A 25396-nucleotide genomic window follows, 5' to 3' on the forward strand; every position below is an offset into this window, starting at 1 on the left:
ATAGGATTAAATTACCCAACAAAACCTAAATTCAGTTACCGCTAAAAAAGAAAAAGGCTCTGAGGTCATCCCCCAGAGCCTTTCATCTAAATTTATTTTTTAAAGATCGATGCCCATGAAAGACATGAAAGCTATTCCCATCAAACCAGTCAAGAGCATGGTAATACCCAAACCTTTCAACCCGTTAGGAACATGAGAATACTTCAAACGCTCTCTAATCGCTGCTAGAGCGACGATTGCTAACATGAATCCAACTCCTGAACCGAATCCGTAAACAGCAGATTCAGCCAAAGTATAATCACGCTGAGCCATGAAAAGAGAGCCTCCAAGAATCGCACAGTTTACAGCAATCAAGGGAAGGAAGATCCCCAATTGACCGTATAAAGCAGGAGCAAATTTCTCAACAATCATTTCAACCAATTGTACCATTGCGGCAATAATCGCAATGAACATGATAAATCGAAGGAAAGAAAGATCAATAGATGCCAAATCCTCACTCGCCCAAGTAAGAGCTCCTTCTTTGAGGACAAATTCATTTAAAAGCCAGTTTACAGGCGTAGTTACAGCTAATACGAATACTACTGCAGCTCCTAGACCTAAAGCGGTGCTTACTTTCTTCGAAACGGCCAAGAAAGAACACATTCCCAAGAAGTAGGCGAAAATCATGTTGTCGATAAAGATCGACCGAATTCCTAAGCTAAATAATTCCATTTTTCTAGGTGTTTTTAGTGTTCTACATAACCTGTTTTGGTACGCTGTACCCAAACGATCAATCCAAGGATGATGAAAGCTCCAACAGGCGTTACCATTAGGCCATTAGTAGCCAATTTGAAATCAGGTCCAAAAAGGCTTGAGATATATTCGAAAACCGGGATACCAAATACAGAACCAGATCCCCATAGTTCTCTAAAGAAAGCTACAGTCAAAATGATCCAAGAGTAACCCATTGCAGAACCCAAACCATCCAAAACTGAATCATATGGCTTATTTCCCAAAGCAAAAGCTTCAAGACGTCCCATAACAATACAGTTGGTGATGATCAATCCGATAAATACGGAAAGTTCTTTATACATATCGTAAGCAAAAGCCTTCAATACTTCGGATACCAGAGTAACCAAGGTTGCTACTACAGCAAGCTGCACGATAATACGAACTCGGCTTGGGATCGTATTACGCATGACCGAAATCACAAAGTTTGACATGGCAACAACGAAAATTACGGAGATAGCCATAACCAAAGTTGGCTTCATCTGGGTAGTCACAGCCAATGCAGAGCAAATTCCCAATACTTGAATCGTAATCGGGTTATCGTCGATCAAGGGATCAGTGACTAATTTTTTTCTTCTCTTTGAGAAAAGTGGTTCAGCCGGCTTTTTTACAAGGGCTTTTTCTACAGTTTCAGTACTCATTTGTCAATACTTTGAGTTGAAAATTAATTAAGACCAGCCAAAGCCTGGTTTGACGACTTCGATTTGATATAAGACTCATAATGTCCTAAATACGCCTTAAGCATATTATTTACACCGCTGCCCGTAATAGTTGCACCGGACATTCCGTCGACTTTATGATCATCAGAGGAGTAATCTTTTCCCTCGCCCTTTTGCATTTGAACGGCTACCAAGGCTCCAGATTCGTCAAATATCTTTTTTCCAACGAATCTTGCCTGAACATCACCTTCAGTGATTCGGGCACCCAAACCTGGAGTTTCTCCAGCGTGAGCTAAAGTTATACCTGCAATGGTATTCATATCAGTTTCCAATGCAATGTATCCCCAAATCGCATCCCAAAGACCCGCTCCATAAAGTGGGAAAATATAAGATTCTACATCATCAGGGTTTCCTTCTGCATGAAACATGAAAACTGGATACTGACGCTGATCCGCTGGTTTTTTGTAATCTTTAGCAATTTCAACTTTCTCAGCTTCCACTCCAGAGATCTCTTTACCTGTGATATCTACTACGTTAGAAGAAATTCGAGAAGTATAGAACTGGTTAATTTGCTCTGGGCTCATAGCACCAATCTCTTCAGCACTGATTACTGCACCAAGAATTTGCTTTTTCTTATCCAAAGCAATCGCTTCCTGCTGCCAAGGACCTAAAACTTGGGCTGTGCCCGAAAGAAGTAATCCAAGAATTACCGTCAATACAACCGAAAAGACGATAATATAGGTATTAGACTGTTGCACGTTGTAACCTCCTTGTTTTGTTAGCTTTTACTACATAATAATCGATCAAAGGAGCCATCACGTTCATAAACAGAACTGCAAGCATGATTCCTTCAGGGTAAGCTGGGTTGGTCACACGGATGATTACAGTAAGTACTCCGATCAAAATCCCATAAATCCATTTCCCAAGCTCAGTTTGCGCTGCAGAAACAGGATCAGTCGCCATAAATACAACACCAAATGCCAAGCCTCCCATAACTAAGTGATAGTGGGCTGGCATCGCCATGTATTCATTAACAGCAAGCGCATTCATGACAAGACCCATCACATAAGCACCACTAAATCCTCCTACAATAATCTTCCAGCTTGCTACTCCTGTAGCGACTAGAATCACAGCACCTACCAATGCCATCAAGGTTGAGGTCTCACCGATTGAACCTGGAATCCAACCCATGAACATGTTCATAAAACTGAAATCTCCACCCAATGAAGCATTGTGTGTAGCCAGAGCTTCCGCTACTGGAGTTCCTTCTACACTAGCACCATAGGCAACGCCTAAAGCAGTAGCTCCTGAAAATCCATCCACAGCAGCCTTATCGCCTAGATATGTCCAAACTTGATCACCTGAAATCTGTGCTGGATACGCAAAATAAAGGAAAGCACGAGCGGTCATGGCTACGTTCAGGATATTCATTCCTGTTCCACCAAAAACTTCTTTACCAATAACCACAGCGAAAATGGTCGCTAGGGCTACTTGCCACAAAGGAATAAATGGAGGCATCACCAATGCAATTAACATCCCAGACACAAGGTATCCCTCAGAGACCGGATGATTACGAATCACACAGAATGTGAATTCGGTCGCAAGACCTACGGCATAGGAAACGATCAAGGTAGGGAGAACTGCAAGAGCTCCAAAGATCGCTTGATCCACCCAAGTTGAACCTTCACCAGTGGCGATGAAATGTTGATGACCAATGTTTAAAATACCGAAAAGCAATGCCGGTACCATCGCGATCACCACAGTGATCATGATTCGCTTTAGATCGGTAGCATCTTTAATTTGAGCTCCCTTCGCTTTAGTCACCAAGTCAGGTGCAAAAGCAATTGTTCTATGTCCTTCGTAAAGTGTGTGGAATTTCTCCCATTTGCCACCTTTTTCGAAGTTTGGTTTAATACTGTCGAAGAGATTCTGTAGCGCCTTCATATCTTAACTGTACATTAATAATTCAATCCCATTTCTAACCAACCCCTGTAAGTCATTCTTCGAAGGATCGACAAATTCGCAAAGGGCAACATCTTCCTCCACCAATTCATAAAGTCCTAACTCTTCCATTTCGTCAAAATCTTCTGAAATGATTGCTTTGAACAAATAGGTAGGAAGAATATCCATAGGCATTACTTTTTCAAACACCCCTGTTACCACAAATGGTCTTTCTTCACCATGGGTATTAGTATCCACTTTAAATTCTCCTTTATTGAGGAAAGAGAGCATTCCAATAGCCTTATGGAAGCTTAGTTTGGCAGAAGATGGCTTTAACCAGCCCAAGAATTCCTCGTAATCTCCCTCAGGAATTACAGTTACTTGGTTATGATAGAAACCCATGTAGCCTTCCATTGGAACCTTCTCTCCAGTCAACACATTTCCAGAAATCACTCTCACGTGACCAGAATTAAGGTTGCCCTTCACGAAGGAAGAAACGTTCGCTCCAACGAAAGTCTTCACATATCCTGTCTTGGTCAATTCAGAACCAGTCAAAACAATCACTTTAGAAGCATCATAAACGCCTTCTAACACTGCTTTACCAATCTGAACTACCCCAATTGGGGTTACAGTCCAAACCAATTCTCCTTTGTTAATTGGAGCGATATGGTGGATTTGAGTTCCTACGTTGCCTGCTGGGTGCGGTCCTGAAAACTGATGAATTTCGGCATTTTTAATGCCTGAGTAAATCGAAGGAACAGACTTGGATCCATCTACAGAAAGATGAACTTTTCCTGAGGTCAATTTCGCAAGTGCATCAATTCCAGCTTGGAAATAGTTCTCTTCGCCGGCAAGTGTAAACCCGAAATCCGGAGCTAATGGGTGAGAATCAAATCCAGAGATAAAGATAGCTCTTGGGGTTTCGGCAGGATTTGCCACAACACCAAATGGCCTTTGGATGACATTTGGCCATACACCACAGCTTGCGAGCTTAGCGGCTAGAGCATCCCGATCTTGATTCAGGTCGATCTTTCCAAATTCCTCGTAGGAAATGGTTTGGTCAGCCAAAATTTTGATTTCTAGGAGTTTTCTCTTTTCGCCTCGCTTAATTTCCACGATTTCGCCGGAAACTGGAGCTGCGTAGATGACCTGATCCATTGCTTTGTCGATCAGGATGGGAGTACCGGCTTTTACGGTATCTCCTTCGTTCACAAGGACTTTGGGGCGTTGAATCCCCGGAAAATCCGTTGGCTTAATAGCGAAGGTCTGGACTGCTGGCAGGTTAATATGCTCCAAAGGAGCTTTACCGGCGAGCTTAAGGTCAAATCCCTTCTTAAGCTTGACTATTTTAGACATATCAGTTTTTTGAACTAGGTGCGTTTTGAAAAACGCCCCAAATCTAAAGAAAAACCTTTTGAAATGGAGCCAAAGTCACATTAATTGTTCGAACTTTTGATAAAGCGGACAGGCGGTGAAAATCAGCAGTGAAACTAGGCCTCCAGAAGTTTTTCTTCCATAGATTCCACATGGGCTTTCACTTGCTCCATTAGCCACATCGGGGTAGAAGTAGCTCCGCAAATTCCAACTCGATCTTGGGGGTGAAACCACGTTGGGTCCACTTCTGTTTCGCTTTCCACAAAATAACTTCGTGGATTTTCACTCAGACAAACTTGGTATAACGCCTTTCCATTAGAGCTTTTTTTCCCAGATACAAAAAGGATCACATCATTCTCCTGTGCAAACTTTTGTAGCTGAGGCTCCCGGTTGGAAACTTGCCGACAAATCGAATCATTTGCATTGAAATCTAGCGCAGTGAGCTCGCCCTTGGCGGCCTTGATTCGTTCTTCTATTTTTTGGGAAAGTTCGTAGAAGCCTTTGGTGCTTTTTGTAGTTTGGCTGAAAAGCGTGACAGGACGACTGAAATCAATTTTTTCCAAATCTGCATCCTCCATGACCACGATCGCTTTCTCTAAAGTTTGCCCGGTTAAACCGATCACTTCTGCGTGACCTTTTTTCCCATAAATGACGATTTGCCCATTATCCCGTTCCATTTTATCAAAGGCGGTCTTAACTCGATGTTGCAATTTGAGTACCACAGGACAAGAAGCGTCAATCAGCTCAATGTTATTTTTAATGGCTGTTTTATAGGTCTCAGGCGGTTCGCCATGCGCACGAATCAGCACCTTACAATCATTTAACTCTTGCAATTGCTCTCGATCAATCACCACAAGACCCTTCTCCCGGAGCCTTTTGACCTCCATATCGTTATGGACAATATCTCCCAAACAATACAATTGGTCACTGTTTTCCATTTCATCTTCTGCCATTTTAATGGCAAACTCTACTCCAAAACAGTATCCCGAATTTTTATCAATGGTCACCTGCATAATCCTACTCTTTTTCGATGGCTTTTTGGGCAAGGTGCACGATCTGTGCCACTTGTTCTTCAAAAGTCAGGTTTGTTGTATCTATTTCTACCGCATCATTCATTTTGATCAGAGGACTTTCTGCACGAGAAGAATCGATGCGATCCCGTTCAGAAAGATTGGTTTGGATTTCCTTTAAATCCACCATATCCCCTTTTTCCAATAATTCTTGTTGTCGCCTCGCTGCCCGAGTCTCCAAATCAGCGGTCATGAAAACTTTAAGCTCAGCTTCAGGAAAAACTACAGAACCGATATCTCTTCCATCCATGACCACCCCCTTGTGTTTCCCTAATTTCTGTTGTTGTGCAACCAACGCCTTTCGAATTTCTTTTACTGCAGCTACTTCGCTCACGCGCTCTGATACTCGCATTGCCCGAATTTCATCTTCCACCAATAACCCATTGAGATAGGTCTCTTGGCGTAAAGTATCGGGATTAATTTGAAATGAAATATCCAGAGTTTTCAATGCCTTATCTACCTCTTGTGGTACGGATGGAGAAAGATAATGATTCAAAAAATGAAGGGTAGCTGCCCTATACATTGCTCCAGAGTCAATGTAAGTATAGCCCAGTGCTTTAGCTACAGCTTTGGCAGTCGAACTCTTGCCGCAGCCGGAGTACCCATCTATTGCGATGACAATTTTGCCCATTAAAACCTTTGTTGGGTTGGCTTATAATTTTCGCCAAATATAGTAGTTTTAATCCAATCCTTGCCCAAAAATGGAATTTGATCCTTGGGGAATGATGCTTCAAATTCATTGATTTCTAACATTTTTACACATGAAACTTCAGGGAAAATTAGTCCAAATCGAAGCCAGAAAAATCACACCGGTGGAGATCGAATTCAACTCAGGAAAGATTCAATCAATTCGACCTATTGAGGAAAATTCCAGCCTTCCATTTATTATGCCTGGTTTCATTGATGCACATGTCCATGTAGAGTCTTCCATGTTGGTTCCTTCCGAATTTGCCCGACTTGCAGTGGTGCATGGAACTGTAGCAACCATCTCCGATCCACATGAAATAGCCAATGTTTGTGGCATGCAAGGCGTAGAATACATGATCGAAAATGGCAAACAGGTGCCCTTTCACTTTTTCTTTGGAGCCCCTTCCTGTGTTCCGGCTACTCCTTTTGAGACAGCAGGCGGCGAAATCAATGCCGATGATATTGAAAATTTGATGAGCCGTTCTGAAATCCTCTACCTCGCTGAGATGATGAACTGGCCCGGAACAGTCCATCGAGATCCACTCGTGATGGAGAAGATCCGAATTTCAAAAAAATACGGCAAACCCATCGACGGACACGCGCCCGGCCTGATGGGAGAACTGGCAGAAAAATATGTGTCCGCAGGGCCAAGCACAGATCACGAGTGCTTTACCTCCGAGGAAGCGCTTGGTAAAATCAAACTCGGAATGAAAATCTCAATTCGGGAAGGTTCGGCTGCCAAAAACTTCGAGGCACTCATTGGCCTTATCGATGAGTATCCGGAAATGATCATGTTATGCTCTGACGATAAGCATCCCGACAATCTGGCCATCAGTCATATCAATGAACTCGCCGCCCGAGCAATCGCCAAGGGAAAAGACGTGTTTGACGTGCTTAAAGCAGCTTGCCTCAATCCGATTGCCCACTATTCTTTACCGGTAGGTCAAGTCCTAGAAGGAGATCCTGCTGATTTTATTTTGGTAAAAGATTTGGAAAAGTTTGAAGTGCTCGCCACCTATGTAACGGGACAAAAAGTAGCCGAAAACGGAAAGACACTGATTCCCCGAATCAACAATGAGGTCATCAATAATTTCAACACCTCACTCAAAAGGCCAGAAGATTTTCAATTATCTGCATCTAGCACAAAAGTTCTAGTCATCGAAGCCTTGGACGGGCAACTGATTACGCCTGAGATCGAAGGGGAAATTTTGATCCGGGATGGCTTTGCGGAATCCAATCCGGAAAAAGACATTCTGAAAATCACCGTGGTCAACCGCTATCAGGACGCTCCTCCTGCTGGGGCCTTTATCAAAAACTTCGGGTTAAAAACCGGAGCCATCGCTTCCTCCGTGGGTCATGACTCTCATAATATCATTGCCGTGGGAATCGATGACGAGTCTATCTGCAGATCGGTGAATCTCCTGATCGAAGCAAAAGGCGGGATTTCGGCAGTTTCGGGAGAAAAAGAGGAAGTGCTCCCGCTACCCGTAGGAGGGATCATGTCTCCTGAAGACGGCTATCAGGTGGCTGAAGCCTATACCCGAATCGACCGAATGGCTAAGGAAATGGGCTCCACCCTGAATTCTCCCTTTATGACTCTGAGCTTTATGGCCTTGCTGGTAATTCCAGATTTGAAACTGAGTGATAAAGGATTGTTTGATGGAAAGAGGTTTGAGTTTGTCGAGGTATTTCAATAAATAACCCTCCAAGGGATTGAAACCCTTGGAGGGTTGATGAGTTTAAAACTCCGAAGTAAAGTGGAACTCGATCTCGGGGTAGTTATCCTGCACCATTTGCAGCCAAGACTTGGACTCGGCCATAAAGACCAGCTTGTCGTCTTTGTCCCGTGCGATATAGCGATTTTTTGAGCGGACAAATTCATCCAATTGCTTTTTGTCCTTGCAGCTGATCCAGCAGGCCTTGTATAGGTTCATCGGGTGAAACTCCACGGTGGCGTTGTATTCGTTTTTCAGTCGGAACTGAATTACTTCAAATTGAAGCTGACCGACCGTTCCGACCACTTTTCGCTGGCCCATTTCAAAGGTGAACAATTGTGCTACCCCTTCCTCCATCAATTGCTTCAGTCCTTTTTCCAATTGCTTGGTTTTCATCGCATCCTTATTGACCACCTCTCGGAAGATCTCCGGAGAAAAGCTCGGAATCCCGGTGAACACCATATTTTCTCCCTCGGTCAGGGTGTCTCCGATTTTTAGATTTCCCGTATCGTAAAGACCTACAATATCCCCTGGAAAAGCCTCATCAATGATTTCCTTGTCTTGGGCCATAAACTGAGTCACGTTGGAAAATCGAAGTGGCTTAGGTCCACGAACATGATTGTATGGCTTATTCCGCTCAAAAGTTCCCGAGCAGATTCGTAAGAAGGCAATGCGGTTTCGGTGATTGGGATCCATGTTTGCGTGAATCTTAAAGACAAACCCGGAGAATTTGGACTCTTCAGGATTTACTTCCCGCACATCGGTATCCCGACTCTTTGGGGTTGGAGCGATTTTGATGAAGGTATCAAGCATTTCATTGACCCCGAAGTTGTTGACTGCAGAGCCGAAAAATACGGGAGCTATTTTTCCTTCCAGATAATCTTTTACATCAAAATCCGGATATACTCCTTCGATCAGATCTACATCCTCTCGAAGCTGGCTGGCATTCCCAGGGCCGATTAAGGTATCAAGCTGAGGATCATCCAGATTTTCAAACACCTGACGGTCGTCGCTGAGCTTGCGCTGAGAAGGTGTAAAAAGGTTAAGCTTTTTCTCGTACAGATTATACACCCCTTTGAAGCCTTTACCCATCCCGATTGGCCAGGAAAGTGGACGGACTTTGATATTCAATTTTTCCTCCACTTCGTCAAGCAAATCGTATGGATCACGACCTTCCCGATCCAGTTTATTGATAAAGCAAATCACAGGAGTATTTCGCATTCGGCAGACTTCCATCAATTTTTCAGTCTGAATCTCGACGCCTTTCACGCAGTCAATGACCATGATCACCGAATCCACAGCAGTCAACGTACGATACGTATCCTCGGCAAAGTCCTGGTGGCCGGGCGTATCTAGAAGGTTGATTTTGACATCCTTGTATTCAAAACCCATAACCGAGGTTGCTACGGAAATACCCCGCTGCTTTTCGATTTCCATCCAGTCGGATTTGGTGGCTGTGTCAATTTTGTTGGATTTGACTGCACCTGCAGTCTGGATAGCACCGCCAAAAAGGAGCAACTTTTCAGTCAAAGTGGTCTTTCCCGCATCCGGGTGAGCAATGATGGCAAACGTTCTCCGCTTTTTGATTTCCTCTGTCAAACTCATGGGTAGTAAAATTCAGGGGGCAAAGGTAAGAAAATGGATTTATGAATTCAGATTTACGATTTACGAGTGCTAAATGAACTTCAATCATTCAACACAAAACTGAACCTTGGAGAATACGGGCTGAGGTTCTTTATCCTGTCGTAAATCGTAATTCAAAAATCGTAATTCTCAATACTCTAAAATCCCCTCGGTGATAAACTGCGAAGCATCTTCAAGATTGCCCAAGAGCATAATTCGGAACGTGGTTCCTTTTCCTAGCTCGGAGTTTTTGACAAAAATCTTTCCTCCATGATACCCCTCGACAATTCGCTTGGCTAAGGTTAACCCTAATCCCCATCCTCGCTGACGAGTGGAAAACCCGGGATAAAACACTTTTTTAAAGTTCTTCTTTTCAATGCCTTTCCCAGTATCGGTAATATCCACGATGACATATTTGTCACTGTCCTGTAGAATTTCAATCCTAATGGATCCCTTTCCTTTCATGGCATCCACTGCATTTTTACAAATGTTTTCAATGACCCATTCAAAAAGTGGCTTATTCATTAAGGCATCAAGATCTTTAGCATCGCTGTGTATCGAAAGATCTACTTTGGTAGAAATCCTTGGTCTCAAATAGGAAATTGTTTCTTCGATGACTTGGTAGAGATTTTCTGGCTGAATAACTGGCTTGCTTCCGATGCTGCTAAATCGTTCGGTGACCATACGTAACTTCACCACATCTTTATCCATTTCTTGGATGATTTCCTTGTTTTCTTCCCAAACGGGAGAATTTCTTAAATAGTCAATCCAAGCCATCAAGGATGCAATAGGAGTTCCGAGTTGATGAGCAGTTTCTTTAGTCAATCCAGCCCAAACACGGTTTTGCTCAGCAATTTTGCTTTGATTAAAAAGGGCATAAGCCAAAGCCCCAAAAACCAATATGACAGCAAGCTGGATATAAGGATAAAATCGAAGGTTAGTGAGTAATTCTGAATTCCTATAAAAGACCCGAACGTCCGCTTCTTGTAAGGTAATGGGGTCGTATTCCTCCTGCATTTCCTGCAGCTCCTTTTCCAAGGTCTTTAAAGAATCGCTAGAGGAAGCATTTTTTTTAAATGTGATATTCCGAAACTCCAAAGGAGTCCCTTCCGAATCCACCATAATTATGGGAATGGAATGGTTTTGTTGGATAATCTCTTGATTGATAAAAGTTAGATTTTCTGAAGTAGTCGCGGCATATTCCAGTGCTGAGGATAAAAGTTGAATTTGACGGTTTTCCCTTTCTCGAAGCTCAGAGACGAGATTATTGGTATACCAAATGGATCCAGTACCAATCAGAAATGAGACTAAAAAAACCAGCCATTTCACTTGTTTTTTATTCTGATAAAAATCGATTGATGTAAGATCCTGGAATCGGGCTTTCATGAAATTAGTTTACAGGCACAGGTACATAACCCCTAAATATGCTCAGCTAGTATAGACCAGGCAATGTTTTCTTGAGCATAGCTTGATTTGACTAGAAGTAAAATTAAAGGAAATCGCATATTAAAAAACAAGTGCATTCAATGAGGCACAAAATCCCTCCTCAATTTAAAAACAAAAAAACCGGCTCTATTTACCGGTTTTCTGAGATTATTGAGCTGTTTTTATCCATTTCCATAACGTCTTATAGGTTGGTTTTGTCCCGTGCATGAGGATACCAATTCGATAGATTTTCCCTGCAAGCCAAGTCGTCACCAGGAATCCTCCAATAAGTAAACCCACTGATAGAGCCAATTCCCAAAACGGAACCCCAAAACTTACCCTTCCCATCATCGCTATTGGAGAGGTGAGAGGAATAATCGACAACCAAAATGAAGTGGTACTATTAGGATCCTGTAAAACAAATACAAAAAGCCCCATATAGGCTACTATCAAAGGGATCGTAATCGGAAACATAAACTGCTGGGCATCAGAAGGAGCGTCAACAGCCGATCCAATCGCAGCAAATAAGGCTCCGTAAAGCAAATATCCTCCTAAGAAGTACACAATAAAAGAAGCCACTAAAGTGATAAAATCAATACCCTCAATTACAGCTAAAATCTCAGCTAACTCTCCTGGCTGGGGCGCTGATTGAGCCAATTCAGGATTTGCCATTTCCAAGGCTTGTTGTTGAGGCATCTGCATTCCCAACACACCCATTACAACAGAGGAAAGAGTACCTATTAGAAACACCCAAATCAGAAACTGTGTCAAACCTACCCCTCCAATACCGATGATTTTTCCCATCATGAGCTGAAAGGGTTTGAGCGAGGACACTAAAATCTCGATGATTCGGCTGGATTTTTCTTCGATGACTCCCTGCATAATTTGATTGCCATAGACGAAAATGAAGATGTAAATCAAAATACCGGCAACAAATCCCAAAGCATAATTCACCGTGGCATCGGTGACTTTTTCTTCCCCTTCTGCTCCCAAGGCAACAGACTGAATCGAAACACTGGTCCGAATTTCTTTTAAAATCTGAGGGTCAATTCCTTCTTGATACAAGCGCTGGTCTTCAATCTTACGTTTTAAAGCTGACTCCAGATAACTCATCAAATTCATACTTGGATTTTCGGTCCCAAAAAACTGAATCCCTTTGGGATCAGCAAGGTCTATTTTAGGGATATATAAGAATCCATATCGCTCCCCATCCAGTACCATTTTTTTGGCTTCCTCTTGATTCTGCACAGAAGAGGTAAAGGCATATTGCTCCGAACTCTCCATGAAAAACAAGTCGGTTTCATCAATGACTTCAATGATTCTCAAGGATTGATTTTCCTTTTCCTGCACCGCAATCCAAACAAAAATGGCCATGATGGCAGGAAATATTAAAGGCGTCAAAAGCGTCGCAATGAGAAAGGACTTCTTTTTCACCCGAGCCAAGTATTCTCGCTGAATGACCAATAAAATTTTATTCATGTCCTGTCGCTTTTACTTGTTGAATAAAAATCTCTTCCATGCTGGGCACTAATTCTCTGAATCCAACCACTTGTCCATATTGCATCAACTCAATCAATAAATCATTGGAAGATTTGCCTTCCAAGGCAAGTGAAAATTCTACCCAGCTTCCTTTTTCGGTCACATTCCAATTTTCGGGAAGCGTTTGATTCAGGTTTGTCAAAGAAACCAAATATTGATTTGATCTGAATTGGGATTTTATTTCCTGGATGGAGCCGTCTAAGATCTTTCTGGATTTATGAATCATTGCAATTTGATCACAAAGGAGCTCCACGGATTCCATCCGATGGGTACTCAGGATCACAGTAGTTCCTGATTCTTTAAGCTCTAGAATTTCATTTTTTATGATTTCAGCATTCACAGGATCAAAGCCAGAAAAAGGTTCATCTAAAATCAACAGTTTAGGCTGATGGATTACCGTAGAAATAAACTGGACCTTTTGTGCCATTCCTTTTGACAAATCCTCAATCTTTTTGTCCCTCCAGGAAAGAATGTCAAGTTTTTGAAGCCACAATTTGACTTTTTCCTGAGCATCAGATTGGGAAAGCCCCTTAAGGCGAGCGAAATAAATCAGCTGATCCCAGACTTTCATCTTTTTATAAAGTCCTCGCTCTTCGGGTAAATAGCCAATTTTCCGAATATCATCGGGGGTGAGCAACTTTCCATCCAACTCCACTGAGCCGCTATCCTGCTCAATAATCTGGTTGATGATTCGAATTAAAGTCGTTTTTCCTGCCCCATTGGGTCCTAGCAACCCAAAAATTACACCTTCAGGAACTTCTAAACTTACGTCTTTTAAAGCCTGATGCTTTTCGTAGGTTTTATTAAGGTTGGAAATTTGAAGCATATGATTAGTCAACGGTAAGAGAACCTACCCCCACGTCTAAGATCAATTCGAGTAGTTTAGGATCAGATCCTTTATACCCTTTTGACACGTAAACTCCTTTTTCTAGGCTTTTGAGAGTCTTAGGCAAGGAGGTTCGGCACATGGGAGTCGTCTTGAGCTTGATTCGAAATGGGATATTTTCGGGAGGGAGCTTGACGTGAAGAGTTCCTCCACTGATTGCCGCAATTACTTGACTTGGTAGTCCCATTCCATCCGAAAAATTTAAATCAATCGAACCATAATTGACTTCAAAAATCATCCGTTTGGCATTTGAAAAATTAGCATTCGAAATATCGACCGACCCCATATTAACCAGAACCAAAAGGGTGTCCATTTCGACTTGATTGGGTTTTAGCTCACCATAACTAATGCTAACATCAGCACTGGCGCTTTTTACTTTAAAATTTGAAACGTGTATTTGGGATAGATCGAAATCTGCTTTCCCCATTCCCAAATTAAAATTGAGATCATATAAAAAATTAGATGCCAATCCAACATCCCAAGTATGTTCAAAGGAATCTTCCGAACTGAATAATTTGGAGGTAATGCTCTTCCCTAGATTATTGGACTCAACATTTTTATGGTCCATTTGAGCCTGTAGCTTGTTATTGGCAATTCTGTACGTGAAATCAGGAAGAATATTCGATTTCTGCAAATGCCCGTGGATATAAATGGGATCTTGCGAAACCACACGTTTTAGCTGTGTAATACTTTTATAAGAGGCAAAATCCAACCTCACCAAATCAAACCCTTTTCGCTCGGAGACTTTATATTCCTTTACTAGTTGTGCTTGACCGGGAAATGCCCCAATGGATATCCAGAAAAGAAGCAGACACAGTTTTTTCAGCATACGGTAAGGTTACGGGCGACCCTTCAAAAGGTTTTTAAAAATATAAAAAAAGCCGGACTTGAGTCCGGCCATCAATTTTTTAGAAGAATTCCTTCATTTTATCGAAGAATGATTTTTCCTTTCCTTGAGGGTTAGGCCTGAAATTCTCGGCATTTCTAAGCGATTCAAGCGTGTTTCTTTCCTCTTTTGTCAGTTCAGTCGGAGTCCAAACATTGACCATAATCAATTGGTCCCCTCGTGAATAGCCATTGATATCTTTAATTCCCTTTCCTTTCAAACGAAGCATTTTGCCACTTTGAGTACCCGGGTCAATTTTTATTTTAACTTTTCCGTCGATTGTAGGCACCTCCACAGAATCCCCCAAGGCAGCTTGGACGAAGGAAATATGGAGATCATAAATCACATTATTTCCGTCACGCTGAAGGGTTTGATCTTCAGCCTCCTCAATAACGATGAGTAAATCGCCTGGAATTCCACCCGGAATTTCATTCCCTTTTCCAGACATACTTAACTGCATGCCTTCTCCAACTCCTCCAGGAATATTAATCGTGATGATTTCTTCCTTCACGATCAAACCTCTAGAATCCGCCTCTGCCGGCTTTTTATCTACGATCTGACCAGATCCGCCACAGACAGCACAGGTACTTGCCGAAACCATTTGGCCTAGCATGGTATTAACCACCTTTTTGACTTGACCTGTACCTTGACAAGAAGAACAAGATTGGAAAGTTACTCCAGGAGCAACTACGTGGCGTTTAACCTTTATTTTTTTCTCAACTCCATTGGCAATTTCCTGAAGATTGAGTTTAAGCTTGACGCGAAGATTTGTGCCTTTTTTAGTTCTTCGGCCTCCACCGCCACCAAAAAACGACCCAAAACCACCACCTCCAAAAATATCTCCAAACTGAGAGAATATGTCTTCCATATTCATCCCTCCTCCACCAAAGCCGCCGTTTCCTCCTAAACCTTGATGGCCAAATTGATCATATCTGGCTTTTTTGTCAGGGTTACTCAAGACTTCGTATGCTTCAGCAGCTTCCTTAAACTTATCTTCAGCCTCAGGATTGTCTGGGTTTTTATCGGGATGATATTGAATAGCAAGCTTGCGATAAGCTTTTTTTATTTCATCAGCAGTGGCTGATTTGGAAACACCCAATACCTCGTAATAGTCTCTTTTTGCCATGATTTATGCTCCTGTTACGACTTTTGCATATCGTACTACTTTATCTCCAAGGGTATATCCCTTTTCAATTACATCTATGACCGCACCTTTCATCTCCTCTGTTGGAGCTGGAATCTGGGTAATCGCCTCTTGTGTGTCTGGATTAAATGGTTTTCCAATCAGATCACCCATTGCCTGAAGCCCCTTTGATTCTAGAATTTTGATCAACTTATGAAAAATCAATTCATTCCCTTCTTTGATTTTCATCGAGTCAGTTTCATTCGCAGATGCTTTAAGTGCTCGTTCAAAATCATCTACTACGGGAATTAAATCCTTCAAAACATCTTCAGAAGCGGTTTTGATCAAATCCAATCTCTCTTTTGCTGTCCGTTTTCTGAAATTTTCAAAATCGGAATACAGTCTCAAGTACTTATCCTTTAATTCAGCTACTTCAGCTTCCAATTTTTGTTCAGAATTTTCTGGTATAACATCTTCAATTTTTTCAGAAACCTCTTCCTGAGTCGATTCATTGGCGGTAGATTCTTCCACCGCTTGGTTCATTTCCTGATCCAATTGTTCCTTATTTTCCATAATTAATTTTCAACTAGTTGGCTGTCTTCGGGTATCAAGGATATTGCCAGATAGGATTTTCTGACAAAGTGACATTTTTAGGAATGGATGGCCTGCCAGATCAAATCCTTGAGTTTTTCCAAATTATACTGACTGACAGAGGAAATAAATACGTAGGGAATACCTTTCGGAATTTCCTGCTCCATCTCTTTTATAAGTACTTCATCGAGCATATCAGATTTTGAAATAGCAAGAATTCGTTTTTTATCAAGCAGCTCAGGATTATATTTCTCAAGCTCATGAAGCAGAATTTGATATTGGGCATTCAAATCTGGAGCATCTGCAGGAATCATAAACAGTAATATGGAATTACGTTCAATGTGGCGCAAAAAACGAATTCCAAGACCTCTACCTTCAGCAGCACCTTCAATTATTCCAGGAATATCTGCCATGACAAAAGATTTATCATCCCGATATGCTACCACCCCTAAATTAGGCACTAATGTAGTGAAGGGATAATCGCCTATTTCAGGTCTTGCTGCAGAAATAGACGATAATAGCGTAGATTTCCCTGCATTTGGAAAGCCTACCAAACCTACATCAGCTAATAATTTTAATTCTAGAATAATCCACTCCTCAATCCCAGCTTCACCTGGCTGAGCAAAATGTGGGGCTTGGTTGGTGGCTGTTTTGAAATGATCATTTCCAAGACCACCTCTGCCTCCTCGGGTCAAAATAACCTCTTGACCATCTTCCGTAATTTCAAACCTTTTTTCTCCGGTTTCGGCATCCTTGGCAACAGTTCCAAGGGGAACATCGAGAATTATATCTTTACCATCCGCCCCTGTTCGTCTTCCTCCTTCACCGCCCTTTCCAGCTTCAGCGATAACATGCTTTTTATATTTCAGATGCAGCAAGGTCCAATGTTGTGCATTACCTCTTAGAATAATGTGGCCTCCTCTTCCGCCATCACCCCCATCAGGTCCACCTTTTGGAACATGCTTTTCTCTACGAAAATGAACTGAACCAGCACCCCCTGCACCAGATCTTGAGCAGAATTTTACGTAATCTATAAAGTTTGAATCAGCCATATTTTGAAATAAAAAGGCTAAGCAATCATGCTTAGCCAAATTTCATTTTAGAAAACAAAGGTACAAAAACCCTTTGATCAATAGCTATCCATTACTTTCTTAATAGCACTGAATATCTCATCTATTTGACCTACTCCATTGATTTTCTCAAACTTATCTTGCTTAGAGTAGTATTCTGCAACTGGTAGCGTCTCGTCTAAATAAACTTTTATTCTGGTATTGATCTTTTCTTCATCTTGATCATCGACCCTACCCGAAGTTTTCCCTCTTTCTTTGATTCTTTCCTTCAATATTTCCTCTGGCACATCCAACGCTATCATCCCAGAAATTTGCATTCCATTTTTTTCAAGCATCACATCAAGAGCCTCTGCCTGAGCAGTGGTTCTAGGAAAGCCATCAAAAATAAATCCTTTACTATCCACCGTGGAATTTATTTTATCTTCCACCATACCAATAACAACCTCGTCAGGCACTAATCGCCCTTCATTCATATACTTCTTAGCTAGGTTACCTAGATCGGTACCTTCTCCTAGATGTTTTCTAAAAAGGTCTCCGGTAGAGAGATGGGTAAGCCCATACATGGCGATAATTTTTTCACTTTGGGTGCCTTTACCCGCACCAGGAGGGCCAAACAGAACGATATTAAGCATTGAAAGGATGTTTTATTAAGGAGTTGTGAGCTGATAAATGTGTGGAAGATTTCGTCCCAACCCATCATAATCAAGGCCATAACCGACCACAAATTTATTCGGAATTTCAAAACCCACATAATCTATCGCGTATTTATGCCGAAACGCTTCTCTTTTAAAAAGTAAAGTCGCGATTGCGAGTCTTTTGGGACGATGGCTACTAAGCTCTTTTAAAAGGTATTCCATACTCAATCCAGAATCCACAATATCCTCGATAATTAATACTGATTTTCCTTCGATGGACTCCTTGAGTCCGAGTAGTGACTTTACCTGACCTGTGGATTCGGTTCCTTGATAAGATGAAACTTTTATAAAGTCACAAACGAAATTTAATTCAATTCTTCGGACTAAATCTGCCATAAACAAAAAAGAACCATTCAAGACTCCCACTATAATTAGCTCATCACCATGGAATTCATCAGAAATGGCTCGACCTATCTGATTTATCCTTTCTTGAATTTGAGTATTGGAAAGATAAATTTCAAAGGTCTTATCAAGGATTGAAACTTTGGACATGTTTGAGTTTAAAGATTTGAAATAAGAAATCGATACAAATCCACCATAGATTGAAAGTCTTGCAAGGAAACTTTTTCATTGGGTGTATGGACGTGATCTTCTGCGGCACCAATAAAGCACCAATCTATTGCATAAGGAGAAAACTGAACTTCTCTACCATCACTTCCTCCGTAGGCTTCTACTTCTAACTGATAAGGAATTTTACTTTTCTGAGCTAAATCAATCACGCGATCTATGAATTTTTTCCTGGGAATGAATTTATCTCGTATGGAAATAACAACTCCCTCGTGATGTTGGACCCCTTCTGTGATCCAAGTGATATCAGAAATGAGAGCCTGTTTTATTGGTGCAGTTTTTTGAATAAAATCAAGAAGAAAGGGCATACTTCCTCCACCATGTTCTTCATAGGTAGAAAAAACCACCCAGCCATCCTTAATAGTTTCACATTGTAATAAAGCATTATATACTCCAAGCCTATTATCTAAATACGCTGCCTGAATAAAATTCTCGTCAACACGAATATTCTGTTTGAATGAAAGCCGTGTTCCAACATCAATTTTTCTTGGAAAATCATGGAAAACACCTTCTTCATCTCCCAAAAGTGCGCAATCAATCTCTCCGTATTTATCTTTTCCAATCAATTTTGAGCTAGGAATGATTTCTGGTCCTCCAACAGGAATTAACTGATTCGTATATCTGACCATAAACCCGATGGTGTCCATGTGCGCAAAAACAGCCGTACGGGGATTTCCAAATTTTAACAAAATACAATCATGGAATTCCTCACCTGAATAAATTTCAGGTGTAACACTCCAAGACTTTTTCCGTTTTCCGATGTAGGTTAGTAAAAAATCCGTGAATTCGCCTTCATCCCCAGATACGGACTGAATATTTAATAATTCGTGTAAAAATTTCATTTTGGCATTAAATCTGTTAACATTTGAAATATATATTTGCCTTCGTCAGCAATTATTCATTTCTTAACAAAGGTATTTCAAGAAATACTATAGATTTGCAGAACGATAAAAGTTTATAAATTTGTCGAAACATCCATCAATCACTAAAAAATTTGAACAAAAATTTTTTATCATGAAAAAAATTATACTCTCATCCCTAATCGCTGGTGCTTTGGCTTTCGGAGCTAATGCCCAAGAGTTTAACAAGTGGTCTGTTGAATTCGGCCTTGGACCAAACAAACCTATGGCACCTCTGGCTGGAGGATACCTATCTCCAACTTTAAACATTGGGCATGCCGAATTAGGTGTTCGCTACATGTTTAATGAAAAATTCGGAACCAAATTGGATTATGGTTTTGGATCATTTAAAGAGGTAGATGGACATAGCCCAAGCTTCAACACCAAATATTTTAGACTAAACCTTCAAGGGGTGGCTAACATTGGTAGAATCATGAACTTTGAGTCATTCTCAAGAAAATTTGGAATGCTTCTTCATGGCGGTGCCGGTATTGGATTAGTTAACCCTGAAGAAAATCTTTACAATGATTTCAACGACAATGTATACACCCTAATCTTTGGAGTGACTCCTCAGATTAAGTTGAGTGAAAAAGTAGCCTTAGTCGGTGACATTTCAACAATCTTAAATGGTCGTCAAACAGTGACTTGGGATGGTTCTACAGCAATCCGTCCTGACATCAGCAATGGTTTTTATGGAGCTAACGGTACTTGGTGGACTGGAACTTTAGGATTGAATATCTACCTTGGTAAATCTGAGCAACATGCTGATTGGTATATCGCCGCAGACAAGTATGCAACCAAAGAGGAATTAGCTACTCAAATCAATGGAATCAAAGACATGCTTAAGGATTCTGACGGTGATGGTGTTCCTGATTATTTGGACAAAGAACCAAATACTCCAGCAGGTGCTCGTGTAAATTCCGCTGGTACTACCCTTGATTCTGACGGTGACGGAACTCCTGACCACGTTGACAAATGTCCATTCTTGCCTGGTCCTGCATCTACAAATGGATGTCCAGTTGAGGAAATCAGAGAAGAAGTTGATTACTTGAAAAAGGCGATCAACGATGGCTATGTAAATGTTTATTATGCATTCGACAGCTCCAAACCACTAGGATACTCCATCAGTGCCGCAAATTATGTAGCTAACTTCCTTAAGAGAAATCCTGGTGTGAGTGTAGAGGTGAAAGGTTATGCTGATGAATTAGGCCCAGAAGATTACAACATCAAGCTTTCTGAGAAAAGAGCCAAAGCGGTATATGACATTTTGGTTGCCGCAGGTGTTGATGCATCTAGACTTTCTTACAAAGGATATGGAGAAGATACCTCTGTTGACAAGGCTTCTGCGGATGCAAGACAAATGGCAAGAAGAGCAAGCTTCGAAATCAAATAATCTAAAATCTTCAGATATAAGCCCGGCCAAATTTGGTCGGGCTTTTTTGTTTCACTTCGGTGAACTTGATTACCTTTGGTTTGAATTACCAGAATCTAAACAATTCCATGAAAAAATCAATTTTCTTCATTCTCTCAATCCTCCTAGTTTCCCAAGTTTATTCTCAAACAGAGTTTAATAAGTGGTCGATTGAACTTAATGGCGGGTTTAATAAACCAATGGGCCCGCTTACGCCAGGGTATTTCTCTCCAACCTTGAACATTGGCCATACCGATTTTGGGGCTAGATATATGTTCAATGAAAAATTTGGATTAGCGACCACATTTGGATTTGGAAAATTCAGAGAAGCAAAAGGTACGACACCATTTGAGTCTAGCTATTTCAATTTCGGAGTACTTGGAGTGATGAACTGGGGAAGATTACTAAATCTAGAATCCTTAACTCGAAAGTTCACCTTACTATCAGAAGGAGGATTTGGAATGGGTGGATTAGATCCGCAAGCTCGAGTAATTCAGGATTTTGACACGGATTATGTATACAGTTTTACAGGAGGAATTAGAGCTTTGTATTCTATTTCTCCTCGAGTAAGCCTTCAAGGAAAAATAAATGCAACCGTTAATGGCCGTCAACGATTTACATTCGATGGTAATGAATTTAATCAGGATGGACGCCCATTTGATCCAGAGATTCCATATATCCATGCTACTGGAACATGGTGGGCCGGCACTATTGGGCTTAACTTCTACTTAGGTAAAGCAGAACAACATGCAGATTGGTACATTGCTTCAGATAAGTATGCAACAAAAGATGAATTGAATGCTGCAGTAACTGAAATTAAAGACATGCTTAAAGATTCCGATGGAGACGGAATCGCTGATTATCTGGATAAAGAGCCAAATACCCCAGCTGGAGCTAGAGTGAATCAAAGCGGTGTAACTTTAGATTCAGACCAAGATGGAACACCTGATCATTTAGATAAATGCCCTTTTTTACCTGGCCCGTCTTCTACTCAAGGTTGTCCTGTTGAAGAAATTCGAGAGCAAGTAGATTACCTTAAAAAGGCAATCACTGACAATTATGTCAATGTCTATTTCGGCTTTGATAGTGCAAAACCTCTTGAATTCTCCATTAGTGCAGCAAATTTTGTTTCCAATTTCTTAAAGAAAAATCCTGTAGTGAGTCTGGAAATTAAGGGCTATGCAGATGAACTTGGTGCCGAGGATTATAACATCAAACTTTCAGAAAGAAGGGCAAAAGCAGTTTATAACATACTTATTGCCTCTGGAATAGATTCTGCCAGATTATCATTTAAAGGTTATGGTGAAGATACCTCAGTCGATAAATCCTCACCTGAAGGAAGGCAAATGGCAAGACGTGTAAGTTTCGACATCCAATAATAAAATCAAAAAAGGCCCGATTTACCGGGCCTTTATTTTTTTTATAAAATCAGATTTTTGGAATTTACAGTAAGTTCTAGACTAAGTTAAAATTTCAAGATATGTTTATCCTAACCCAAAACAACTCCATCGCAAATCAATTTATTGCTGAACTAAGAGATATTCAGGTGCATTCTGAAAGAATGCGATTCCGAAAAAACCTGGAGCGATTGGGGGAAATTTTAGCCTATGAGATTTCAAAATCTCTCCATTTTGAATCTAAGGAAATTGAAACACCCCTAAAGAAAACACAAATGGAGGTGCCTCAAGAGCACTTGGTACTTGTCGCAGTTTTGAGGGCTTCTCTCCCATTTTATCAAGGTTTTTTGAATTTTTTTGATCAAGCAGAGAGTGGGTTTATTGGAGCTTTTCGTGAAGAGGGGGCCAAAGAACTTGAGATTAACTTAGGCTACCATGCTAGTCCAAACCTTGATGGGAAAACAGTAATTCTGGCTGATCCTATGCTCGCAACAGGGAAATCTTTCATTCGTTCCATTGAGGCACTATTAACACATGGAACTCCAAAAAAAATTCACATTGCTGCCGCATTTGCCGCTCCTGAAGGGATTAACTATTTAGAGTCAAATTTAAAAATCCCACATTCCCTTTGGTTGGGTACTCTGGATGAAAAATTAAACGACCTGAATTACATCGTCCCCGGATTAGGTGACGCAGGGGATTTAGCTTTTGGAGAAAAATTATAACTAAAATGCAGCCTTATTTTTTACTAATCCTAGGGACACTAATTCTTTTAGGCGGAGGTAAAGCCTTGGTGGATGGAGCCGCCTCAATAGCAGCTATGGCTGGAATTAGGACAGGAATTATTGGCTTATCTATTGTTGCTTTCGGAACATCAGCTCCAGAGCTTTTAGTCAGTATTAACTCGGCAATTAAAGGAAATAGTGATTTAGCCATTGGAAATGTCATAGGCTCAAATATCGCTAACCTTGGTTTGGTTTTAGGTGTGAGTGGTTTAATTTACCCGATTTTAATTCGAAGAAGTCATTTGCGATTAGAATTACCAATTATGATCGTAAGCTGTATTCTATTTTTTATGGTCTGTTTGGACGCAAAAATATCTTTTAGAGAAGGTCTTTTTCTCACCTCTTTATTCTTATGCTTTGTCTTCTTCCTATTTTGGAAATCTCATAGTGATAAACTCAGGGGACGAGTCCTTGACCAAGAAGAATTTGATGGAATAAAAATTTACCCCTGGATTACTTCAATTAGCCTTCTAGTCCTTGGTGCCCTGGGATTATATTTTGGATCTAAAATATTGGTAAACTCAGCGATCACCATTTCCAAAAGTTATGGCATTTCCGAACGAATAATTGGAATTACATTCATTGCCATTGGAACAAGTTTACCAGAAATGACAGCTTCAGTTTATGCCTCATTTTCTAAAAAAACCGATCTCGCAATCGGAAATATCTTGGGAAGTAACATATTGAACATTCTATCGATTATTGGAATTACCTCACTAATCCATCCGATATCGATCGGAGAGGAATTTTTGAAACAAGATTTCTACTGGCTATTGGGAATTTCGCTAGTGTTAATCCCGTTAATGAAATCAAAAATGAGAATCTCCAAACTTGAAGGAGGCATCTTATTAGGAATCTATGCAGCCTATTTGATTTTTATTCTATGAGCGAGGAACTATTCAAACTTGTTGGAATTTTCTTCCTAAGCATGTTCAAATTTATTGCTGGACCAATTCTAGGTACCGCTGCAGGTTATTCATTCTGGAAGGTGGCTCTAATTACTTCTTCAGCAATGATGAGTAGTGTATTTATGTTCACACTTATTGGCACCTATTTTAAGGAGCTTTTTAAGTTGAAAATAAAAGCCAAAAAACCTGTTTTTACCTCTCGAAACCGGAAGATCATTTTCCTTTGGAAATCCTATGGAGAAGCAGGAATCGCTTTTTTTACGCCACTTTTTTTAACACCAATAGGAGGAACATTGATCTTGGTTTCTTTTGGAACCAAAAAAAGACGAATCTATTTTCATATGCTTTGGAGTGCTCTTCTATGGTCTACTATTTTCAGTTTGACCATAGATAAGGTCCTTAAAATTCCATTTTTTCAAAGCCTAATGGGGTAACTCTTCATCAGGAAGGATTTCAATATCCTGAATTAAGACTCGTTGCGAAATTTCCTGCCCGGTCAAAGTAGCAGCAAGTCCTCCCATGGCAGTTTCTTTGTATCTACTTTCCATACTCGCTCCAATTTCCCCCATAGCCTCTATACATTCATCCACTGGTATCACGGCATTGACATTTGCCAGGGCAATTTGAGCAGAACTGAATGCAATAGCCGCTGCACTTGCATTTCTAACCACGCAGGGAACCTCCACCAAACCTGCGACCGGATCACAAACCAATCCAAGCATGCATTGAATTGTCACTGCTACTGCATTAAAAACTTGGTCTGTCGTTCCTCCCAAACAATGTACAATAGCCCCTGAAGCCATTGCCGCAGCAGAACCGGTTTCTGCCTGACATCCCCCTACTGCACCCGCCAAACTTGCCTTCTCTTCAATAATCAATGCAATTCCAGCACCTACTAATAACCCCTCAAGAATTTGCCTATCCTCCAATTGATGAATTTCCTGCAGGGTCACAAGAGTTCCTGGCAAAATGCCTGATGCTCCTGCAGTAGGAGCCGCCACAACCCTCCCCATACAAGAATTAACCTCTTTCGCAGCTAAAGCTCTTGCAATCAGCCGTTGAAAGTCAGGAGAAAGGACGCTCAGTGGGTGATTAAAAACTCTTTTCGCCCCGTTATTAATCATTCCTGATCGTGATTGCATATCTTCCTCGAGTCCTGTTTTTACAGCGTCTTTCATGACTGCATAAGCATGACTTAAACCCGCCCAAATTTTATCCTCGGAGGCGTTTTTTTGCTCGATCTCATATTCGATAACAGACTGAACCAAGGATACCTGCTTCTCCTCACAGTAATTTTTCCAGCCTTTAAAACTTTCAAACAGATAGCACATGGGCTTTATAATTTATAAATGGGTTTATTATTCTTTTATAGTACTA

At 41.0% G+C, this 25396-nt stretch carries 25 protein-coding genes; 6 read left to right on the plus strand and 19 right to left on the minus strand.

All coding sequences use genetic code 11. The features are described from left to right. Nucleotides 1–99: 99 nt before the first annotated feature. From nqrE to cmk, 7 genes are all read right to left on the minus strand, one after another. Complete coding sequence (nqrE, locus tag AO498_RS00695) at nucleotides 100–711, minus strand: NADH:ubiquinone reductase (Na(+)-transporting) subunit E (RefSeq protein ID WP_067542315.1); 612 nt, start codon at nucleotides 709–711, stop codon at nucleotides 100–102. Between the two features lie 14 nt (nucleotides 712–725). Beyond that, entirely contained in the window at nucleotides 726–1409 is a 684-nt protein-coding gene (locus tag AO498_RS00700; protein ID WP_067542318.1) for an NADH:ubiquinone reductase (Na(+)-transporting) subunit D, read from the minus strand. A 23-nt stretch (nucleotides 1410–1432) separates the two neighbouring features. Next, nucleotides 1433–2185 (minus strand): NADH:ubiquinone reductase (Na(+)-transporting) subunit C, encoded by a 753-nt coding sequence (gene nqrC, locus AO498_RS00705; protein WP_067542321.1) that lies wholly within the window; start codon nucleotides 2183–2185, stop codon nucleotides 1433–1435. Then, nucleotides 2172–3371 (minus strand): NADH:ubiquinone reductase (Na(+)-transporting) subunit B, encoded by a 1200-nt coding sequence (locus AO498_RS00710; protein ID WP_067542324.1) that lies wholly within the window; start codon nucleotides 3369–3371, stop codon nucleotides 2172–2174. Before AO498_RS00710 ends, nqrC begins: the two co-directional genes overlap by 14 nt. Nucleotides 3372–3374: 3 nt before the next feature. Further along, nucleotides 3375–4724: a Na(+)-translocating NADH-quinone reductase subunit A gene (locus AO498_RS00715; protein ID WP_067542327.1), complete on the minus strand. Its 1350-nt coding sequence runs from the start codon at nucleotides 4722–4724 to the stop codon at nucleotides 3375–3377. Nucleotides 4725–4858: 134 nt separating this feature from the next. After that, entirely contained in the window at nucleotides 4859–5755 is an 897-nt protein-coding gene (locus AO498_RS00720; protein ID WP_067542330.1) for a 4-hydroxy-3-methylbut-2-enyl diphosphate reductase, read from the minus strand. Between the two features lie 4 nt (nucleotides 5756–5759). Continuing rightward, a complete protein-coding gene (gene cmk / locus AO498_RS00725) occupies nucleotides 5760–6443 on the minus strand; it encodes a (d)CMP kinase (protein WP_067542332.1) in 684 nt (227 codons plus the stop codon). Nucleotides 6444–6573: 130 nt separating this feature from the next. Here cmk and ade point away from each other — a divergent pair, with 130 nt between their 5' ends. Further along, the gene (ade, locus tag AO498_RS00730; RefSeq protein ID WP_067542335.1) at nucleotides 6574–8196 is read left to right on the plus strand and encodes an adenine deaminase; all 1623 of its coding nucleotides are present in this window, start codon (nucleotides 6574–6576) and stop codon (nucleotides 8194–8196) included. Between the two features lie 42 nt (nucleotides 8197–8238). Here the strand turns inward: ade and AO498_RS00735 are convergent, their stop codons facing one another. From AO498_RS00735 to AO498_RS00785, 11 genes are all read right to left on the minus strand, one after another. After that, a complete protein-coding gene (locus tag AO498_RS00735) occupies nucleotides 8239–9819 on the minus strand; it encodes a peptide chain release factor 3 (RefSeq protein WP_067542338.1) in 1581 nt (526 codons plus the stop codon). A 168-nt stretch (nucleotides 9820–9987) separates the two neighbouring features. Next, the gene (locus AO498_RS00740) at nucleotides 9988–11223 is read right to left on the minus strand and encodes a sensor histidine kinase (protein WP_067542341.1); all 1236 of its coding nucleotides are present in this window, start codon (nucleotides 11221–11223) and stop codon (nucleotides 9988–9990) included. 207 nt (nucleotides 11224–11430) lie between these two features. After that, entirely contained in the window at nucleotides 11431–12741 is a 1311-nt protein-coding gene (locus AO498_RS00745; RefSeq protein ID WP_067542343.1) for an ABC transporter permease, read from the minus strand. After that, nucleotides 12734–13627, minus strand: a complete 894-nt coding sequence (locus tag AO498_RS00750; protein WP_067542345.1) for an ABC transporter ATP-binding protein — start codon at nucleotides 13625–13627, stop codon at nucleotides 12734–12736. Before AO498_RS00750 ends, AO498_RS00745 begins: the two co-directional genes overlap by 8 nt. A gap of 4 nt (nucleotides 13628–13631) precedes the next feature. Then, nucleotides 13632–14516 (minus strand): hypothetical protein, encoded by an 885-nt coding sequence (locus tag AO498_RS00755; protein ID WP_067542347.1) that lies wholly within the window; start codon nucleotides 14514–14516, stop codon nucleotides 13632–13634. Between the two features lie 79 nt (nucleotides 14517–14595). Next, entirely contained in the window at nucleotides 14596–15699 is a 1104-nt protein-coding gene (gene dnaJ / locus AO498_RS00760; RefSeq protein ID WP_067542350.1) for a molecular chaperone DnaJ, read from the minus strand. Between the two features lie 3 nt (nucleotides 15700–15702). Next, nucleotides 15703–16269 (minus strand): nucleotide exchange factor GrpE, encoded by a 567-nt coding sequence (locus AO498_RS00765; RefSeq protein WP_067542353.1) that lies wholly within the window; start codon nucleotides 16267–16269, stop codon nucleotides 15703–15705. A gap of 77 nt (nucleotides 16270–16346) precedes the next feature. After that, nucleotides 16347–17339 carry a GTPase ObgE gene (gene obgE / locus AO498_RS00770; RefSeq protein WP_067550159.1) on the minus strand — a complete coding sequence of 331 codons (993 nt, stop codon included), beginning with the start codon at nucleotides 17337–17339 and terminating at the stop codon, nucleotides 16347–16349. Between the two features lie 77 nt (nucleotides 17340–17416). Continuing rightward, entirely contained in the window at nucleotides 17417–17989 is a 573-nt protein-coding gene (locus tag AO498_RS00775) for an adenylate kinase (protein WP_067542356.1), read from the minus strand. A 15-nt stretch (nucleotides 17990–18004) separates the two neighbouring features. Beyond that, nucleotides 18005–18544 carry a hypoxanthine phosphoribosyltransferase gene (hpt, locus tag AO498_RS00780; RefSeq protein ID WP_067542364.1) on the minus strand — a complete coding sequence of 180 codons (540 nt, stop codon included), beginning with the start codon at nucleotides 18542–18544 and terminating at the stop codon, nucleotides 18005–18007. An 8-nt stretch (nucleotides 18545–18552) separates the two neighbouring features. Continuing rightward, a complete protein-coding gene (locus AO498_RS00785) occupies nucleotides 18553–19461 on the minus strand; it encodes an aminopeptidase (protein WP_067542366.1) in 909 nt (302 codons plus the stop codon). A 172-nt stretch (nucleotides 19462–19633) separates the two neighbouring features. On the opposite strand from AO498_RS00785, the gene AO498_RS00790 reads away from it, so the two are divergent. The 5 genes from AO498_RS00790 (at nucleotide 19634) to AO498_RS00810 (ending at nucleotide 24453) form a co-directional block, all read left to right on the plus strand. Continuing rightward, on the plus strand, nucleotides 19634–20911 hold the full coding sequence (locus tag AO498_RS00790; protein WP_067550161.1) for an OmpA family protein: 1278 nt from the start codon (nucleotides 19634–19636) through the stop codon (nucleotides 20909–20911). 107 nt (nucleotides 20912–21018) lie between these two features. Further along, a complete protein-coding gene (locus AO498_RS00795; protein WP_067550162.1) occupies nucleotides 21019–22308 on the plus strand; it encodes an OmpA family protein in 1290 nt (429 codons plus the stop codon). A gap of 101 nt (nucleotides 22309–22409) precedes the next feature. Beyond that, the gene (upp, locus tag AO498_RS00800) at nucleotides 22410–23051 is read left to right on the plus strand and encodes a uracil phosphoribosyltransferase (RefSeq protein WP_067542369.1); all 642 of its coding nucleotides are present in this window, start codon (nucleotides 22410–22412) and stop codon (nucleotides 23049–23051) included. Nucleotides 23052–23056: 5 nt separating this feature from the next. Then, nucleotides 23057–23998, plus strand: a complete 942-nt coding sequence (locus tag AO498_RS00805) for a calcium/sodium antiporter (RefSeq protein WP_067542372.1) — start codon at nucleotides 23057–23059, stop codon at nucleotides 23996–23998. Then, a complete protein-coding gene (locus AO498_RS00810) occupies nucleotides 23995–24453 on the plus strand; it encodes a hypothetical protein (RefSeq protein ID WP_067542374.1) in 459 nt (152 codons plus the stop codon). The genes AO498_RS00805 and AO498_RS00810 overlap by 4 nt, the downstream gene beginning before the upstream one ends. Here the strand turns inward: AO498_RS00810 and sdaAA are convergent. Then, on the minus strand, nucleotides 24442–25350 hold the full coding sequence (gene sdaAA / locus AO498_RS00815; RefSeq protein ID WP_067542377.1) for an L-serine ammonia-lyase, iron-sulfur-dependent, subunit alpha: 909 nt from the start codon (nucleotides 25348–25350) through the stop codon (nucleotides 24442–24444). The two genes, AO498_RS00810 and sdaAA, sit on opposite strands and share 12 nt — an antisense overlap. Nucleotides 25351–25396 lie beyond the last annotated feature (46 nt).

The organism is Algoriphagus sanaruensis (assembly GCF_001593605.1).
GTDB classification, from domain to species: domain Bacteria; phylum Bacteroidota; class Bacteroidia; order Cytophagales; family Cyclobacteriaceae; genus Algoriphagus; species Algoriphagus sanaruensis.

Coding starts and splice junctions, on each gene's coding strand:
- AO498_RS00710 (WP_067542324.1), bottom strand. CDS start 3,371: ATGAAGGCGCTACAGAATCTCTTCGACAGTATTAAACCAAACTTCGAA.
- AO498_RS00720 (WP_067542330.1), bottom strand. CDS start 5,755: ATGCAGGTGACCATTGATAAAAATTCGGGATACTGTTTTGGAGTAGAG.
- sdaAA (WP_067542377.1), bottom strand. CDS start 25,350: ATGTGCTATCTGTTTGAAAGTTTTAAAGGCTGGAAAAATTACTGTGAG.
- AO498_RS00740 (WP_067542341.1), bottom strand. CDS start 11,223: ATGAAAGCCCGATTCCAGGATCTTACATCAATCGATTTTTATCAGAAT.
- AO498_RS00810 (WP_067542374.1), top strand. CDS start 23,995: ATGAGCGAGGAACTATTCAAACTTGTTGGAATTTTCTTCCTAAGCATG.
- cmk (WP_067542332.1), bottom strand. CDS start 6,443: ATGGGCAAAATTGTCATCGCAATAGATGGGTACTCCGGCTGCGGCAAG.
- AO498_RS00750 (WP_067542345.1), bottom strand. CDS start 13,627: ATGCTTCAAATTTCCAACCTTAATAAAACCTACGAAAAGCATCAGGCT.
- AO498_RS00735 (WP_067542338.1), bottom strand. CDS start 9,819: ATGAGTTTGACAGAGGAAATCAAAAAGCGGAGAACGTTTGCCATCATT.
- AO498_RS00755 (WP_067542347.1), bottom strand. CDS start 14,516: ATGCTGAAAAAACTGTGTCTGCTTCTTTTCTGGATATCCATTGGGGCA.
- AO498_RS00700 (WP_067542318.1), bottom strand. CDS start 1,409: ATGAGTACTGAAACTGTAGAAAAAGCCCTTGTAAAAAAGCCGGCTGAA.
- AO498_RS00785 (WP_067542366.1), bottom strand. CDS start 19,461: ATGAAATTTTTACACGAATTATTAAATATTCAGTCCGTATCTGGGGAT.
- AO498_RS00805 (WP_067542372.1), top strand. CDS start 23,057: ATGCAGCCTTATTTTTTACTAATCCTAGGGACACTAATTCTTTTAGGC.
- AO498_RS00775 (WP_067542356.1), bottom strand. CDS start 17,989: ATGCTTAATATCGTTCTGTTTGGCCCTCCTGGTGCGGGTAAAGGCACC.
- ade (WP_067542335.1), top strand. CDS start 6,574: ATGAAACTTCAGGGAAAATTAGTCCAAATCGAAGCCAGAAAAATCACA.
- dnaJ (WP_067542350.1), bottom strand. CDS start 15,699: ATGGCAAAAAGAGACTATTACGAGGTATTGGGTGTTTCCAAATCAGCC.
- AO498_RS00790 (WP_067550161.1), top strand. CDS start 19,634: ATGAAAAAAATTATACTCTCATCCCTAATCGCTGGTGCTTTGGCTTTC.
- upp (WP_067542369.1), top strand. CDS start 22,410: ATGTTTATCCTAACCCAAAACAACTCCATCGCAAATCAATTTATTGCT.
- AO498_RS00795 (WP_067550162.1), top strand. CDS start 21,019: ATGAAAAAATCAATTTTCTTCATTCTCTCAATCCTCCTAGTTTCCCAA.
- hpt (WP_067542364.1), bottom strand. CDS start 18,544: ATGTCCAAAGTTTCAATCCTTGATAAGACCTTTGAAATTTATCTTTCC.
- AO498_RS00765 (WP_067542353.1), bottom strand. CDS start 16,269: ATGGAAAATAAGGAACAATTGGATCAGGAAATGAACCAAGCGGTGGAA.
- nqrE (WP_067542315.1), bottom strand. CDS start 711: ATGGAATTATTTAGCTTAGGAATTCGGTCGATCTTTATCGACAACATG.
- obgE (WP_067550159.1), bottom strand. CDS start 17,339: ATGGCTGATTCAAACTTTATAGATTACGTAAAATTCTGCTCAAGATCT.
- AO498_RS00745 (WP_067542343.1), bottom strand. CDS start 12,741: ATGAATAAAATTTTATTGGTCATTCAGCGAGAATACTTGGCTCGGGTG.
- AO498_RS00715 (WP_067542327.1), bottom strand. CDS start 4,724: ATGTCTAAAATAGTCAAGCTTAAGAAGGGATTTGACCTTAAGCTCGCC.